At 69.0% G+C, this 15288-nt stretch carries 17 protein-coding genes; 8 read left to right on the forward strand and 9 right to left on the reverse strand.

Annotation, left to right across the window (positions count from 1 at the left end; genetic code table 11):
• Positions 1–76: 76 nt before the first annotated feature.
• Complete coding sequence (locus tag LC452_RS19600; RefSeq protein ID WP_223628394.1) at positions 77–1573, reverse strand: cell wall metabolism sensor histidine kinase WalK; 1497 nt, start codon at positions 1571–1573, stop codon at positions 77–79.
• Positions 1574–1599: 26 nt separating this feature from the next.
• Positions 1600–2328: a response regulator transcription factor gene (locus LC452_RS19605; RefSeq protein ID WP_223628396.1), complete on the reverse strand. Its 729-nt coding sequence runs from the start codon at positions 2326–2328 to the stop codon at positions 1600–1602.
• Positions 2329–2419: 91 nt separating this feature from the next.
• On the opposite strand from LC452_RS19605, the gene LC452_RS19610 reads away from it, so the two are divergent.
• On the forward strand, positions 2420–3667 hold the full coding sequence (locus tag LC452_RS19610) for an FAD-binding oxidoreductase (RefSeq protein ID WP_223628398.1): 1248 nt from the start codon (positions 2420–2422) through the stop codon (positions 3665–3667).
• Positions 3668–3691: 24 nt separating this feature from the next.
• On the opposite strand, the gene LC452_RS19615 is transcribed toward LC452_RS19610, so the two are convergent.
• Together LC452_RS19615 and gndA are read right to left on the reverse strand one after the other, a co-directional pair.
• Entirely contained in the window at positions 3692–4717 is a 1026-nt protein-coding gene (locus LC452_RS19615; protein WP_223628399.1) for an acetylxylan esterase, read from the reverse strand.
• Positions 4672–6120: an NADP-dependent phosphogluconate dehydrogenase gene (gndA, locus tag LC452_RS19620; RefSeq protein WP_223628400.1), complete on the reverse strand. Its 1449-nt coding sequence runs from the start codon at positions 6118–6120 to the stop codon at positions 4672–4674. The genes LC452_RS19615 and gndA overlap by 46 nt, the downstream gene beginning before the upstream one ends.
• A 162-nt stretch (positions 6121–6282) precedes the next feature.
• On the opposite strand from gndA, the gene LC452_RS19625 reads away from it, so the two are divergent.
• Positions 6283–7341, forward strand: a complete 1059-nt coding sequence (locus LC452_RS19625; RefSeq protein ID WP_223628402.1) for a D-2-hydroxyacid dehydrogenase — start codon at positions 6283–6285, stop codon at positions 7339–7341.
• A gap of 40 nt (positions 7342–7381) precedes the next feature.
• On the opposite strand, the gene LC452_RS21985 is transcribed toward LC452_RS19625, so the two are convergent.
• The gene (locus LC452_RS21985) at positions 7382–7507 is read right to left on the reverse strand and encodes a hypothetical protein (RefSeq protein WP_263294326.1); all 126 of its coding nucleotides are present in this window, start codon (positions 7505–7507) and stop codon (positions 7382–7384) included.
• 225 nt (positions 7508–7732) lie between these two features.
• On the opposite strand from LC452_RS21985, the gene LC452_RS19630 reads away from it, so the two are divergent.
• Positions 7733–8368 carry a 50S ribosomal protein L25/general stress protein Ctc gene (locus tag LC452_RS19630; protein WP_223628404.1) on the forward strand — a complete coding sequence of 212 codons (636 nt, stop codon included), beginning with the start codon at positions 7733–7735 and terminating at the stop codon, positions 8366–8368.
• A gap of 101 nt (positions 8369–8469) precedes the next feature.
• The gene (gene pth / locus LC452_RS19635) at positions 8470–9051 is read left to right on the forward strand and encodes an aminoacyl-tRNA hydrolase (protein WP_223628406.1); all 582 of its coding nucleotides are present in this window, start codon (positions 8470–8472) and stop codon (positions 9049–9051) included.
• Between the two features lie 27 nt (positions 9052–9078).
• Here the strand turns inward: pth and LC452_RS19640 are convergent, their stop codons facing one another.
• Together LC452_RS19640 and trpS are read right to left on the reverse strand one after the other, a co-directional pair.
• Complete coding sequence (locus LC452_RS19640; protein WP_223628408.1) at positions 9079–9753, reverse strand: hypothetical protein; 675 nt, start codon at positions 9751–9753, stop codon at positions 9079–9081.
• Positions 9754–9778: 25 nt separating this feature from the next.
• Positions 9779–10783: a tryptophan--tRNA ligase gene (gene trpS / locus LC452_RS19645; RefSeq protein ID WP_223628409.1), complete on the reverse strand. Its 1005-nt coding sequence runs from the start codon at positions 10781–10783 to the stop codon at positions 9779–9781.
• Positions 10784–10845: 62 nt separating this feature from the next.
• Between trpS and LC452_RS19650 the strand changes: the two genes are divergently transcribed.
• Genes LC452_RS19650 through LC452_RS19665 form a run of 4 tightly spaced genes read left to right on the forward strand, consistent with a single transcriptional unit; the run spans position 10846 to position 13153 of the window.
• The gene (locus LC452_RS19650; RefSeq protein ID WP_223628411.1) at positions 10846–11508 is read left to right on the forward strand and encodes an SRPBCC family protein; all 663 of its coding nucleotides are present in this window, start codon (positions 10846–10848) and stop codon (positions 11506–11508) included.
• Entirely contained in the window at positions 11505–12191 is a 687-nt protein-coding gene (locus tag LC452_RS19655; protein ID WP_223628413.1) for a DUF4166 domain-containing protein, read from the forward strand. Before LC452_RS19650 ends, LC452_RS19655 begins: the two co-directional genes overlap by 4 nt.
• Positions 12188–12829, forward strand: a complete 642-nt coding sequence (locus LC452_RS19660; RefSeq protein ID WP_223628414.1) for a DUF4166 domain-containing protein — start codon at positions 12188–12190, stop codon at positions 12827–12829. Before LC452_RS19655 ends, LC452_RS19660 begins: the two co-directional genes overlap by 4 nt.
• Positions 12830–12838: 9 nt before the next feature.
• Positions 12839–13153, forward strand: coding sequence for a hypothetical protein (locus LC452_RS19665; RefSeq protein ID WP_223628416.1), 315 nt, complete (start codon positions 12839–12841; stop codon positions 13151–13153).
• 11 nt (positions 13154–13164) lie between these two features.
• Here the strand turns inward: LC452_RS19665 and LC452_RS19670 are convergent, their stop codons facing one another.
• Positions 13165–14004, reverse strand: a complete 840-nt coding sequence (locus LC452_RS19670; RefSeq protein WP_223628417.1) for an exodeoxyribonuclease III — start codon at positions 14002–14004, stop codon at positions 13165–13167.
• Between the two features lie 10 nt (positions 14005–14014).
• The gene (locus LC452_RS19675) at positions 14015–15223 is read right to left on the reverse strand and encodes a YihY/virulence factor BrkB family protein (protein ID WP_223628419.1); all 1209 of its coding nucleotides are present in this window, start codon (positions 15221–15223) and stop codon (positions 14015–14017) included.
• Between the last annotated feature and the right edge of the window lie 65 nt (positions 15224–15288).

The following is a 15288-nucleotide window of genomic DNA, read 5'->3' on the forward strand; positions in this document are numbered from 1 at the left end:
ACGGATGCCGGGCCGAAACGCTGTTTCCGTCCGGCATCCGTGAAAACTCCCGACATGTGTACCCGGCCGAATCGTCTCAGGCCTCGGGCTGGCTGGAGACTGCTGCCGGAGTGATCGGGAGGCGCACCGTGAAGGTCGTGTCGCCGGGCTCGCTGGCCGCGGTGATGGATCCGCCGTGGCCGTCGACGATCGCCTTCACGATCGCGAGGCCGAGCCCGGTGCCGCCGGTCTGCCGCGCACGAGAGGTGTCTCCGCGCGCGAACCGGTCGAAGAGCTCATCGCGGAGGGCCGGATCGATCCCCGGTCCGTCGTCGTGCACGCGCAGGACGGCGTCCCCACCCTCTCGGCCCACGCTGAGCGTGATCGTGGTGCCGGCGGGCGTGTGCGTGCGGGCGTTCGCGAGCAGATTCGCGACCACCTGGTGCATCCGGCCGGCGTCGCCGACGATCGTGACGGGTTCGTCGGGAACGTCGATGGCCCAGTGGTGGTCGGCAGCCGTCGGACGGGCGTCCGACAGGCCCTCGAGAGCCAACTGGGTGAGGTCGACCGTCCCGTAGACCAGCTCGCGGCCCTCGTCGAGTCGCGCGAGCAGCAGCAGATCCTCGACGAGACGGGTCATCCGGAGCGACTGCGCCTGGATGCGCTCCAGCGACGAGGTCGTGCTCTCGATCGCATCCGGCCCGTTCGCGCGCTCCGGATCCTGCCGCAGCGCGCGCAGCGACAGCTCCGAGTAGCCCCGGATCGACGCGAGAGGCGTGCGGAGCTCGTGGCTGGCGTCGGCCACGAAGCGGCGCATCTGCTCCTCGTTCTTCTGCCTGGCCGCGAGCGAGGTGTTCACATGGTCGAGAAGCTTGTTCAACGAGGCGCCGACGAGGCCCGTCTCGGTTCGAGGATCGGCTTCGGATGCCGGGACACGCTCGGTGATGATCACCTCACCGCGATCCAGCTGCTGGTTGGCCACCCGCGTCGCGGTTCTCGCGACGGCGCGAAGCGGACGAAGGCTCACCCGGATGGTGATCGCCGTGGTCAGGGCGAGCAGGATCAGGCCGCCGATCGTCGCGAGAGCGATCACGGTGAGCAGCTGAGTGAGCTGATTCTGGATGTCGTCGCGGGGGAGGCCCGTGATGACGACGACGCCGTTGTTCGTGGCAAGCGCCATGATCCGGTACGAGCCGAGGTCGGTGAGGGAGACCGTGGCCACGGATCTGTCCACCAGGGCCGCGGCGACCTCGGCCATCTGCGTCTTGCTGAGCGTCTCCAGGGTGCCGGTGAGCTCGTCTCCGGGAGTGCTCTTCACGATGGCGCCGCTGTATCCCGTCACGGGGCTCGAGACGACGAAGAGGATTCCGGCGGGCGGGGCGAACGGACCCGTCAGGATGTTCTGCGCGGTCGCGGAGGAGGGTGCGAAAGCCTCGGTCACGCGCACCAGGGCGTGCGCATTGCTGCTCACCTTCTGGTCGAGCTGGTCCTCCATGGTCCGCCCCAGCGTCGCACTGGTGATGATCGCGACGATGACGAGGATCAGCGACACGAACCCGATCACGGCGGTCATCAGCCGTGTCTGCAGGCTCATCGGTCGCCGTGTCATCGCCGCTGGGCTCACTGGGGCGCCTTGATCATGTAGCCGACGCCGCGGACGGTGTGGAGCAGCGGCGTGCGCCCCGCGTCGATCTTCTTGCGCAGGTACGAGATGTAGAGCTCGACCACCGAGGACTTGCCGCCGAAGTCGTAGCTCCAGACCCGGTCGAGGATCTGCGCCTTCGAGAGCACGCGCCGTTCGTTGCGCATCAGGTACCGCAGCAGCTCGAACTCGGTCGCAGTGAGGTCGATCTCGACACCGTCGCGCACGACCTCGTGACTGTCCTCGTTGAGCATGAGGTCGGCGACGCGCAGGATGGACTGTCCGTCGTCCGCGGTGGCGTGACCGGTGCGGCGGATGATCGCGCGCAGCCGTGCGATGACCTCCTCCAGGCTGAACGGCTTCGTGACGTAGTCGTCTCCGCCGGCCGTGAGTCCCGCGACCCGGTCGCCCACGGCATCTTTCGCCGTGAGGAACAGCACCGGCACGAGGCTGCCCGATTCTCGCAGTCTGCGCAGCACGGCCATGCCGTCGAGGTCGGGCATCATGATGTCGAGCACGAGGGCGTCGGGCTCGAACTCGCGCGCGACCTGGAGGGCCTCCATGCCCGACGACGCGGTGCGCACCTCCCACCCCTCCATGCGCAGCGCCATCGCGAGCAGGTCGGTGAGCATCTGCTCGTCATCGACGGCGAGGATGCGAAGCGGAGAGCCATCCGGACGGCGGAGGTCGGGCAGGTCACTGGTCATGGACCCATTCTGCGGAATCTCCTATGTGATTTCTATGGAGTTCGTTATGGTTCCGCTGTGAGATGTCCGACGGCGTGGCTACCATGTCGACATGGCTGACATCACCGATGCTGCGGCATCCTCGGTCCGTCGTCCCTCCACCCCGGAAGAGATCGCCGCCATCGTCGTCGAAGCGGCGAAGGGGGCCGTCCCTCTGACGGTCGTCTCCGGCGGGCACGGGCCGTGGTCGCACGACCTCGCCGACGGCATCCGCCTCGACCTGGGCGCGCTGTCCGCGGTCGAGGTCGACGGCACGACCGTCCACATCGGCGGCGGTGCCGTGTGGGGCGGCGTCGCGACGACGCTGGCCGCACACGGACTGGCCATCAGCTCCGGCGACACGGCGTCGGTCGGGGTCGGCGGCCTCACCCTCGGCGGCGGGATCGGGTGGATGGTGCGCTCCTGGGGGCTCGCCGTCGATCAGCTCGTCGGCGCGCAGGTGGTGACCGCGTCCGGCCAGATCGTCGAGACGTCGGCCGAGGCCCACCCCGACCTCTTCTGGGCGCTGCGCGGCGGCGGAGGCAACTTCGGTGTGATCACCCGGTTCGACTTCTCCGCTCACCCGCTCCCGGGCATCGCGTTCGCCGAGAATGTGATCGACGGCGATGCCGCACCCGTGCTGCGCGCCGCGCGGGAACTGCTCCGCGAGGCGCCGCGCGAGCTCACCGTGACCTACATGGACGTGCCGGCGATGGATCCGAGCGCGCCGGCCGGCGCGCGACTGAGCGCTGTCTGGGCAGCGCCGGACCCCGACCGTCTGCGCGCGGTGCTGGAGCCGATCTCCGCGCTCGACGGTGTGCACACGGAGATCACGTCTCCGGCCTACCGTGAGGTTCTGCTCGAGATGCCGGAGCCCGAAGGCGAAGAGCAGGCCGCGCCGGGGTTCATCGGCGGCAACGGTCTGTATGCCGAACTCGACGACGCGCTGATCGAGCGCCTTGTCGCGTTCCGCCTCGCATATCCGGCATCCGTCGTCTTCCTGCGATCGCTGGGAGGCGCGTTCGGCGAGGTGCCGCAGGAAGACACGGCATTCCCGGCGCGATCCGCGAAATGGTTCGTGATGGCCGGCGCCTTCGACATCCCGGGCCTGGTCGATGACGAGGCGCGGGCGTCGATCCGCTCGGACTGGTCGGGGATCCAGGCGGGTCGTCTCGCCGAGTACGGCAACTTCGCCGACACCGAGCGCCCAGAGGCGGTTCCGGGCATGTTCACCGAAGCCGCGCTCGCTCGACTGCGCGAGGTGAAGGCGACGTGGGATCCGCAGAACGTGTTCCGCCGCAACCACAACATCCTCGTCTGACCGAGAAGGCGAGACGGCGGATGCTCAGACGAGGCGTTCGTCCGGAAGCGCCAGGAAGTCGATGCCGGCCTGCAGCGCCAGCCGGTCGGCCTGCTCGCCCGCAGACCCCTCGAGGTGACCGTTCGCCCGGACGCTCAGGCGTCTCGGCCCGGTCAGCGCGTGATAGATCGCGAACTGCCCGCGCGGGTCGACCGCAGGATCGAGCACCGCAGCGCTGACGTGTACCGGAAGCCGGAGCCGTCGTGCCGCGATCGCCGCGTCGAAGTAGTCGAGCACGAGCCGGTCGTCGGGGTGTCGGCGCAGGTGCTGCCTCACGGCCTCACCGCTGCCGGTGCACCGCCGCGTCAGCCGCACGGCGTGGTTCCCGAAGCTCGGTACGTCGAGTGAGGCGCGGCGGAAACGGGGATCCCAGGGGAGGGCCATCGCCCCGATTCCGCCGCCGAAGCTGCTGCCGCTGTAGTCGAGGGCTGCGACCGCCTCCGGGGCGATGTCGAGCAGGACGGTCGCCGCCCGCCAGAGGTCGGCGGCGGCGAAGCGGTGCGAGTAGGTGTCGCGGTGTGCGATGCCGGCGAGGACATGCGCGGACGGGGCAGCCGGGAAGCGGCTCGGTGCTCCCGGAGACAGCCCGGGCGCACAGGGGAAGATCGCGGCGGTGTCGGCCGCCACGATGTCGACGTCGGGAGCGTCGCGCCCGCCGTAGCCGTGCCCGACGACGAGGCCCCGTCGGACGGACGCCGCCACGTGCGGCACCATCACGTACGCCACCGCCTGTTCGCCGGCGGAGGAGTCGAACGCGATCTCCGTGATCCGATGCGACGCGGTCGACGCTCGGTCGTCCACGAGCCGCCAGTCGACCGGACCGGTGCCGAACTCCGTGAAAGTCGCATGCCAGAACTCATCGAAGCCGGCAGGCTCGGGCGCGAGCTCCCGCGGCGTCAGCAGCGCGCTCAGCGGGTACTCCGTCCACTCCTCACCCGGGTGAGGAGTGGACGAAGACGAACCGCTCAGTGCGTGTCTTCCGCCTCGATCTCGGTGCGGTCGCCCGACCACTGCGTGTGGAAGGTGCCCGGCTTGTCGATGCGCTTGTAGGTGTGCGCGCCGAAGAAGTCACGCTGTCCCTGCACGAGCGCGGCGGGAAGCCGGTCGGCGCGGATGCCGTCGTAGTACGACAGCGACGACGAGAAGGCGGGAGCCGGGATGCCGGCCTGCGCGGCCGCGACCACGACACGACGCCAGGACGCCTGCGCGCGGGTGATCGCCTCGGTGAAGTACGGGGCGGTGAGCAGCACCGGCAGCTCCGGCTGAGCCTGGTACGCGTCGGCGATGCGGTTGAGGAACTGCGCGCGGATGATGCAGCCGCCGCGCCAGATCTTCGAGATCGCCCCCAGGTCGATGTTCCAGCCGTACTCGGCGGCGCCGGCGCGGATCTCGTCGAAGCCCTGCGAGTAGGCCACGATCTTGGAGGCGTACAACGCGAGCCGGACGTCCTCGATGAACGCGGCCTCGTCGGCGACCGTGAACTCCTCTGACGGGCCGGGGAGCGCGACGGAGACCGCGCGCTGCTCGGGGTGCGACGACAGCGAGCGGGCGAACGTGGCCTCCGCGATGCCCGACACGGGCACCCCGAGCGACAGGGCGGTCTGCACGGTCCAGGCGCCGGTGCCCTTTGCTCCGGCCTGGTCGAGGATGATGTCGACGAGCGGCTTGCCGGTCTCGGCATCCACCTGGCGGAGCACCTCGGCCGTGATCTCGATCAGGTACGACTCCAGCTCGCCGGTGTTCCACTCGGCGAAGATGTCGGCGATCTCGGCGGGGGACTTGCCCGTGCCGCGGCGGATGAGGTCGTACGCCTCGGCGATCAGCTGCATGTCGGCGTACTCGATGCCGTTGTGCACCATCTTCACGAAGTGGCCGGCTCCGTCGTGGCCGACGTGCGTGACGCACGGCTCGCCCTCGGCGACCGCGGCGATCGACTTCAGGATCGGGCCGAGCGTGATCCACGACTCGTCCGAGCCGCCGGGCATGATCGAGGGGCCGGTGAGAGCACCCTCCTCGCCGCCGGAGATACCGGCGCCGACGAAGTTGATGCCGGTCTCACGTACCGCCTTCTCGCGGCGGATCGTGTCGGGGAAGTAGGCGTTGCCGCCGTCGACGATGATGTCGCCGGGCTCGAAGACCTCGACGAGCGAGTCGATCACGGCATCCGTCGGGCCACCGGCCTTCACCATGATGATCGCGGTGCGCGGCTTCTGCAGCGAGTCGGCGAACTCCTGGTAGGTCTTCGCCGGGACGAAACCGGCCTCGGGGTGCTCCGAGACGAGGGTCTCGGTCTTCTCGTGGCTGCGGTTGAAGATCGCCACCGTGTTGCCCTCGCGGCTGGCGAGGTTGCGGGCGAGGTTCGAACCCATGACGGCGAGTCCGACGACTCCGATGTTCGCTGATGCTTCGGGCACAGAAAGGCTCCTCGATCGTGAAGAAGGGGTGCTTTCAGCGTATCGCTGTGCAGGAGGCGCGTGCGCCCCGTGTCACGGATTGCGACGAAAGCCGGGCGGTGGCGGCGCGCAGGGCGATCCGGAGGTCATACGCTGGACCCGGTCGTCGAAGGAAGGATCAGCATGGTCGGTTCGGACAACAGATTGCGCGCCGTCGTCGCGGTACCGCTGCCGGAGGAGCTCTGCCGCCTCATCGAGACGCTCGAGCCGCGTGTCGAGGTCGTCCGCGATCAGGACCTGCTGCCGCCGATGCGCGGCCCTGCCGACTGGACCGGCGACCCCGATTTCGTCCGCACGCCGGAGCAGCAGGCCGCGTTCGACGCCCTCGTCGACTCTGCCGATGCGCTGTTCGGCGCTCCCGACGTCGATGCCGCGGCCCTGGCGCGCACCGTGAGGGCGAACCCGCGTCTGCGCTGGGTCATGACGACGGCCGCGGGTGGCGGCAGCACGGTGCGGGCGGCCGAGCTCTCCCGCGCCGAACTCGACCGCGTCGTCTTCACGACGAGTGCGGGTGTGCACGGTGGCACGCTCGCGGAGTTCTCCCTCTTCGCCGTCCTGGCCGGTGCGAAGGGGCTTCCGCGTCTGCTGACGGATCAGCGGAGCCGGACCTGGCCCGATCGCTGGCAGATGCGGCAGCTCGACGAGATGACGGTGCTGATCGTCGGACTCGGCGGCATCGGCGCGGAGTGCGCGCGGCGCTTCCACGCCCTGGGAGCCCAGGTCTGGGGTACGACCCGCTCCGGGGAACCGGTGGAGGGCGTGGATCGTCTCGTGCCGCTCGACAGGCTCGTCGACGCGGTGGGCGAGGTGGATGCCATCGTGATCACGCTCCCCGGCACCGAGCAGACCCATCACCTCATCGGCGAAGAGGTGCTCGCCGCCGTCAAGCCCGGAATGATCCTGACGAACGTCGGACGGGGCACGGTCGTGGATGAGGCCGCGCTGCTCGCGGCGCTCGATGACGGGCGAGTCGCGTTCGCCGGACTCGACGTCTTCGAGCGCGAGCCTCTCGACGCGGCATCCCCGCTGTGGGATCACCCGAACGTGCTGGTCAGCCCGCATACCGCGGCGCTCAACTCGAACGAGGAGGAGCGCATCGCGCGACGGTTCGCCGAGAACGCCACGCGCCTGCTCGACGGTGCAGAGCTTCGCGCCGTGGTTGACACGGTCGAGTTCTACTGAGGCGGGCGCTCAGGCGTCGGCGCCGGCCGGCGCCGCGGGCTCAATCCTTGCGGTAGCCGGAACGGCCCATGGAGAACAGCGCGGCGAAGCTGCCCACGACGGCGCACACGGTCATCGCTCCGATGAGCCAGAGAAGTGCGTGCGAGAGGAAGGCGCCGTCGAGCATGAGGTTCTCCGTGATCTGCAGAAAAGGACCGGTGTACTCAGCCTAACGGCTCATCCGGTACCATTGAGTCTGTACCTCGGCGAGGGATGCTTCTGCGCGTGCGCGGACATCCGTTATCGACGCGGCGAAGCAAGCCCGGTGGCTTTCCTCACGCGTCTGCGTTCGAGCTCACAATTCCAAGACCACCGCGCGGCGCCTTCGCTGCGTGTCCTGAAGGAGAACCTCATGTCTGAAGACACCAAGGTCCACGCCGAGCTCCGCGAGAGCTTCGGCAAGGGCTTCGCCCGCCGCCTCCGCGCTGCCGGCAAGATCCCCGCCGTCATCTACGGCCACGGCACCGAGCCGGTGCACGTCGCGCTGCCGGGCCACCAGGTCGCGCTCATCATCCGCCGCGCCAACGCGCTGCTGGAGCTCGACATCGAGGGCAAGGAGCAGCTCGCCCTGGTCAAGGACGTCCAGAAGGACCCCGTGCACCAGATCATCGAGCACATCGACCTGCTCGTCGTGCGCAAGGGCGAGAAGGTCACGATTGACGTTCCCGTCATCGTCACCGGCGAGCCCGCTCCGGGCACGATCGTCAACCAGGACGCGAACACGCTGTCGATCGAGGCCGAGGCCACGCACATCCCGCAGAACGTCGAGGTCTCCGTCGAGGGTCTCGAAGAGGGTGCGCAGATCACCGCCGCAGACGTGAAGCTGCCGAAGGGTTCGACCCTGCTGGCCGACCCCGAGGTGCTCGTCGTCGCGATCGCCATTCCCGCCGAGATCGACCTCGGCGAAGAGGGCGAGGCCGCTGAGGGCGCCGAGGGCGACGCCGCAGCCGAGGGCGACGCCGCAGCCGAGGAGTCCGCTGCGGAGTGATCTCCGACAGTTTCAGGGCAGAGGGGACGCGATCGGATCGCGTCCCCTCTGTCGTATCCTGACCGGGTCCCTCGCAGGACGCGGCACGAGAGGACGAGGACATGCCATCGACCTGGCTGGTGGTGGGCCTGGGCAATCCTGGCCCGCGCTACGAGAGCACCCGGCACAACGTCGGCCAGATGGTCGTCGACGAGCTCGCGGCGCGACGCGGCGAGAGCTTCCGCGAGCACAAGGGCGGCGCGCGGGTCGTCGAGACCTGGCTGCGACCCGGTGCGGACAAGCTCGTCCTCGCCAAGCCGAACACCTTCATGAACGTGTCGGGCACTCCCGTCGCCGCGCTCGTGCGCTTCTACTCGGTGCCGGCGGAGCGGGTCATCGTCGTGCATGACGAGCTCGACATCCCGTTCGACACGGTCAAGCTGAAGATCGGCGGCGGACACGGCGGCCACAACGGCGTGCGCGACATCGCGCGTGCGCTCGGGACCCCCGAGTTCCCGCGCGTGCGAGTGGGCATCGGCCGGCCGATCGGACGCCAGGATCCCGCCGACTGGGTGCTCTCGCCGTTCGGTAAGGAGGAGCGGCCCAACCTGCCCATCCTCGTCTCGGATGCCGCCGACGCGGTCGAGCTTCTCGTGGCCGAGGGGCTGCTGGCAGCGCAGCAGAAGCACCACGCGCCCCGCTGACCCCGACGGACCGCGGGCGTCAGCGCGTCAGCTGACGAAGCCGACGAAACCGGCCGCACCGCCGGTGGAGAAGGCGACGCTCAGCACGACGAAGAAGATCATCGGGGCGACCACCGCGACGACCAGCGCCGCGATGCCCGCGCCGCGGCCCTGCTTCCTGCGGATGGCGATGATGCCGATCACGATCGCCGCGATCCCGAGGATCGTGCCTGTCCAGAACGACAGCTCTGCCCAGAGCACCTGATCGCGCGCGGGGGAGAGGACGCTGAGGACGTCGTCGCTTGTGGTGGAGATGCCCTCCGGGAGGCGTCGTCCGATCTCGAAACCCGCGACGCCGGCGATGATCGGCGTGACGACGGCCGCGACGATCGCGAAGATCAGGGCGAGGATCCCGAGGAAGCCCGAGGCGCGCGGAGCAGCGTCGGGCACCGTGTACGCGCCGGCCGGAGCGGAGTAGCCGCCCACCGGAACCTGGTAGGCGCCGGGGGGTGCTGCTTGGGGGACGGGGACGGCGGGATACGCGGGAGACCCCTGGTACGCCGGAGGGGCGAGAGGCGCCTGGTATGCCGGAGGAGCCGCCACGGGTGGCTGCGGTGCCGCGGCCAGTGGAGCAGCCGGATACGCCGGAGGCGCCGCTCCGAAGGGCACGGGCGGAGCAGGAGGTACGGCGCCGGACGGAGGGGGCAGCTGCGGATCGGTCACGCCCCCATCCTAGAGGCCGCCATCCTCACACGCGGCGGAGCAGACCCACCCGGTCGTAGACATCCGACAGGGTCGCGTCGGCGACGGCATCCGCTCGTCCTGCGTTCTCGGCGAGGATGCGATCGAGCTCTGCGGGGTCGTCCAGAAGCTCCAGCGCGCGTGCGCGCACCGGGGTGAACTCTTCGACCACGACCTCGGCGAGGCCCTTCTTGAAGTCGCCGTAGCCGCGTCCTGCGTACTCGTCCTCGATGGCGGCGACCTGACGTCCGGTGAGGGCCGCGTAGATGGTCAGGAGGTTCGAGACGCCGGGCTTGTTCTCCCGGTCGAAGCGCACGGACCCCTCGTTGTCGGTCACGGCGCGCATGATCTTCTTCGCCGACTTCGCCGGGTCGTCGAGCATCCACAGCACGCCGGCATCGCTCTCCGCCGACTTCGACATCTTCGACGTCGGGTTCTGCAGATCGTAGATGCGGGCGGTCTCCTTCTGGATGACCGGCATGGGCACGGTGAACGTGGTCCCGAAGCGCGAGTTGAAGCGCTCGGCGAGATCGCGGGTGAGTTCGACGTGCTGCTTCTGATCGTCACCGACGGGCACGACGTCGGTCTGGTAGAGCAGGATGTCGGCGGCCATGAGCACCGGATACGTGAAGAGACCCACGCTCGTCGCATCCTGCCCGTAGCGGGCGGACTTGTCCTTGAACTGGGTCATCCGCCCGGCCTCGCCGAAGCCCGTGATGGTGCTGAGGATCCAGGCGAGCTCGGCGTGCGCCCGCACGTGCGACTGCACGTACAGCGTCGACAGGGACGGCTCGATGCCGGCGGCGATGTACTGGGCAGCGGTGCGGCGCGTCTTCTCGCGCAGCTCGTTCGGATCCTGGGCGACGGTCAGCGCGTGCAGGTCGACGACGGAGAAGTACGCGTCGTACGACGTCTGCAGGTCCCGCCACTGAAGGAGCGCGCCGATGTAGTTGCCGATCTGGAGGGAGTCGGCGGAGGGCTGCATTCCGGAGTAAAGGCGAGGTTTCGTCACGACATCAATCCTATGGGGATGCCGCTGCCGGTTCGGCCCGTGCGGCGTCCTACGCTGAGGGCATGATGAAAGCCGCCGAGGGGACGTCGCGCGACCGCGGGAGCCGGGATCGCGCCCTGTACGTCGAGATCCTCATCGACGCCCCGCTCGAGAGGGTGTGGGAACTCACGCAGTCTCCCGAGCAGCATGTGCGCTGGGACGGTCGCTTCTCGGCGATCGTCCCCACGAGCCGGCGGGACGACGGTGCGCAGGAGTTCCGGTACGAGCTCGACCTCGGAATCCACACCATCCGTGGAACGGGGGTCTCGCTCGGTGACCGCCGAGGACGAGCGGGCGAGCGCACCTCGGCTCTGGCCTTCGACACCGGCGACCGCTTCTCTCCCCTGGGCGCCGGCCGCGGATACTGGCGTTACATCCCGACCGAGGAGGGGGTGCGCTTCCTCACCGGCTACGACTACGAGCCGGGTTGGGGCCGACTCGGGCGCGTTCTCGATCCGCTCGTGACGCGTCGTTTCGTCTGGTGGCTCACCGCGTGGAGCTTCGACCGGCTGCGCCTGTGGGCGGAAGACGGCGTTCCGCCGGAACGCACGGGCTGGTGGCGGTCGCTCATTCCGGGCAGCAGACCGAGGGCGCACGCACGCCGCTGCCTCTCGCGGCCGACGCACACACGCGGACGCACCATCATGCAGAACGCGCCGGCATCGCTGGATGTGATCAGCGCGTGACCGGCGTCCAGGGAGTCTTCGAACGCGCGCTCGGCGCGGACTTCGCGCGCCTGCATCCGCAGATGCAGAGGCGCTTCGGGGTCGGCGTCGAAGCGGGATACGGCTGCGTCGGCCGTGGCGTGATGAGCGAGGTGCGACGCGGTCCGTGGTGGACGCGCCCGTTCCTCGCGATCGGGACCATGCGCAACATCATGTTCCCGGAGAGGGGACGAGACGTGCCGTTCCAGATCGACAATCACGCATACATCGACAGCCTCGGCCGGGAGACCGTCACCTTCGTGCGGACGATGACGATGCGACCGGGCCGCCGTCGACGTTTCGACGCGACCATGATCTACAGCGCGAGGCGGCAGAGAGTCGTCGATTACCTCGGAACCCATCAGCACCTCGCCGTCGACCTCGACCTCGCGGTCACCGAAGACGGCGGCCTGCGCCTGACCTCCGGGGCGCAGCGCTTCTACGAGGGTCCGATCGCGTTCCGCTTCCCGATGTTCCTCAGCGGTCGCGCCCACCTGATCGAGCGGTTCGACGACGAGAACGACTGCTTCGTGATCGATCTGGAGGTGCGCAACGACATCCTCGGTTTCCTCTTCGGCTATCGGGGGAGTTTCGTCTGCGATTTCCCCGAGGGAGTGGATGCGCCCGAGACGGTGAAGCCCACTCGCGAGGAGGCTCGCGAGTGATCGCTCGCGGCGACGTGTTCCTGGCGGCACTGGGGGCGGATGCCGAGCGCCTCCACCCTCAGATCCTCGCGCAGATGCGGGCCACGGTGACGCTCGACAGGGCGGAGGGCGTGTTTGCGATGGCCGGCAGTCGCTTCGGACGGCTGGGCGTCATCGCGGTGCCGGTGGTGGGTCCGCGGATGATGCTCACCCGGTTCGGGCGCGACATACCGTTCTCCCTGCTCACGCGCTCCGGCCGCACCTCGAGAGGTCGGGCGACACTCGACTCCACGCGGGAGTTCCACTTTCCGGGAGGCACGCAGTTCGTCGTCGACCGGGTCACCGAAAGCGTGGTGCCGGGGCTCGTGCGGAACCTGCTCGGAACACGCGGACGCGTGGAGCTCATCGAGGAATGCAGCGTGACGGCGGAGGGGTTCTTGCGGATGCGGACGCGCCGGATCGCATTGCGGCTGTGGGGACGACGCTTCGCCCTGCGCGGCGTCCTCGGCATCGCCGTCGATCTCGAGGACGGCTGGGACGAGGGCAATCAGCGTCGCACGATCGAGATGCGGGCCACGAACCCGCTGGTCGGAACGATCCTCGAGTACCGCGGCTGGTACCGCTACAGCGACGACCCCGTGGCGGCGTCGTCGCCGTAGACTGCCCCCATGCGTGACACGCCGAACCCCGCGGTCGCACGGGCCGTGCGCATCGCCGGCATCGTGCTGACAGCCGTCATCGGCATCCCGTTCCTGCTGTTCGCGTGGATGGCGTTGAGCAGCCGATTCGGCTCAGGCGCAGGGGATCCACACGGATACGGGCTCATCTTCGGCACGTTCCTCGCCCTGGTCGCGGGGATCGCGCTCGCGTTCGTCGTCCCGCTGATCTTCCGCTCGGGCCTCCGGGCTCGTGCCTACTCCGTCAGCCTGATCTTCTACGTGGTCGTCGCGGTCGCTCTGATCGCTGCTCTGCTCACGGCCTGAGCCCTGAGGCCTCAGTAGGTGTAGTCGACGACGACCGGCGCGTGATCGCTCCAGCGCTGGTCGTACGCGGCGGCGCGAGCGACGTGGTAGGTCTGCACGCGATCGGCGAGTGCCGGCGTCGCGAGGTGGTAGTCGATGCGCCAGCCCGAGTCGTTGTCGAAGGCCTGACCGCGCATCGACCACCAGGTGTACGGGCCATCGACCTCGCCGTGGAAGCGGCGGCCGACGTCGACCCAGCCGAGCCCGGTGCCCACCGAGCCGTCGACTCCGGTGACCTGCGTGCCGGCCTCCCCGAGAAAACGATCGAAATACGCGCGTTCGCGCGGGAGGAATCCCGCCTTCTTGCGGTTGCCGCGCCAGTTCTTGATGTCGAGCTCGCGGTGACCGACGTTGAGGTCACCGGTGACGAGCGCCAAGGCGTCATCGGCGCCCAGCTCGGCCAGACGGGTGCCGAACGCGTCGAGGAACTTCCACTTCTCGTCCTGCTTCGGGGTGTCGGCCTCACCGGAGTGCACGTATGCGCTCACGACGGTGATCGGTCGGTCGCCGATCACGAAGTCGGCCTCGATCCAGCGCCCCTTCGAATCGAAGTCGTCGGGGCCGAGGGCCGTGCGTGAGGCGAGCGCCGGAGTGCGACTGGCGATCGCGACGCCCGCGCGGCCCTTGGCCGTCGCCTCGTCGTGCACGAGGGACCAGCCCGGCAGTGCGGCCTCGAGGTGCTCGTCCTGCCCACGGACCTCTTGAAGCGTGAGGATGTCGATGTCTGCCGCATCGAGCCACGAGCTCATACCGTTGCGGGCAGCCGCCCGGATTCCGTTGACATTGACCGTGGCGATACGCAGATGAGGCATGATTCCCAGCCTATCGAGGGCCGCCGACATCCCGAGACGGACGCTGGAGCTCCGTCAGGAGCCGCTGGGCGAGCGGAAGGGCGGCGTCGGCGGCAGGGGGCGCCGAGGCTTCGACCGCTGCGAGCTGTGCCCGCGCCTCGCGTGCCGTCCGCGCCGCCGACCAGGCGCGATACCAGGGAGCGTCGCGTTGCGCGGCTTCCGCCTCCCGCAGGCGGATGTGGGCTGCCAGCAGCAGCGTCTGATGCTCGGCCGCGCGTCGTTCCGCCTCCGTCTGCGCAAGCAGGGGCAGATCGCGATCCTGCGCGGCGACCGCGATCCACGAGGATGCGACCAGCATCACGACCCCATTGATGCGGAACCACAGCAGAAGGCCGACGAAGATCGCGAAGGTGGCGAGCAGGGGATTGGTCGGGGTGTAACTCAGGAGGAATCCCGCTCCGAACTGGAGGACGGTCATCGCACCGCCGCCGAGAAGGGCGCCCGGCCAGATGATGCTCCACTGCAGCGAGGTTCCGGTCAGAAAGCGCACCATGGCCGCGAGAGCAGCGGTGAGCAGAGCGAAGGACACCACGACGGTGCCGATGCGGATGCTGAGGTTCAGCCCGTCCGATCCCGAATCCCATCCCAGGAGGCTCAGTATCCAGCTCAGCGCCGCGGCGCTGGCCGAGCTGAGTATCGAACCGGCGATGAGCGCGACGCCGAAGATCAGGGCGGCCAGCAGGTCTCGCGCCTTCAGGAGCACGTAGCTGCGCAGATCGGGCGGCAGACCGAAGATGTCTCTGGTGGCACGGCGAGAGAACGTCACCCAGCCGATGGCCGTCCAGATCACCGTGCCCAGGGCGATCAGACCGGTGATGCTGAGAACACCGGTCGTCTTGTCAGCGATCTCCTGCACTTGAGCGGGCGTGAACACGCCCCCCTGATCCTTGATCAGATTCGGAATGTAGAGGTTGATGAAATCGATCACGCGGTCGACCGCCATCGAGCTGCCGCCGAGCCAGAGACCGGCGATGGCGAAGGCGAGGTAGATCGCAGCGAAGATGGCGAAGAGCGCCTGGTAACTCACTCCCGCGGCGAGGAGGAATCCGTTGTGCTGCAGGAAGTGACGCCAGACGCGCACGGGGAACAGCGCGAGCGTCCGATGCGTCAGCGCGGTCGCGCGTTCGACGGCCGCATCGAGGCGGCGGGGCTCGGTGAGAGCGCCATCGGGATCAGACACGTTCTCACCCTATCCACACGACGAGAACGGGCGGGCTCCCGTGGGGAACCCGCCCGTTCTCCGCG

This window comes from Microbacterium sp. EST19A (genome assembly GCF_019969685.1).
Lineage (GTDB): Bacteria > Actinomycetota > Actinomycetes > Actinomycetales > Microbacteriaceae > Microbacterium.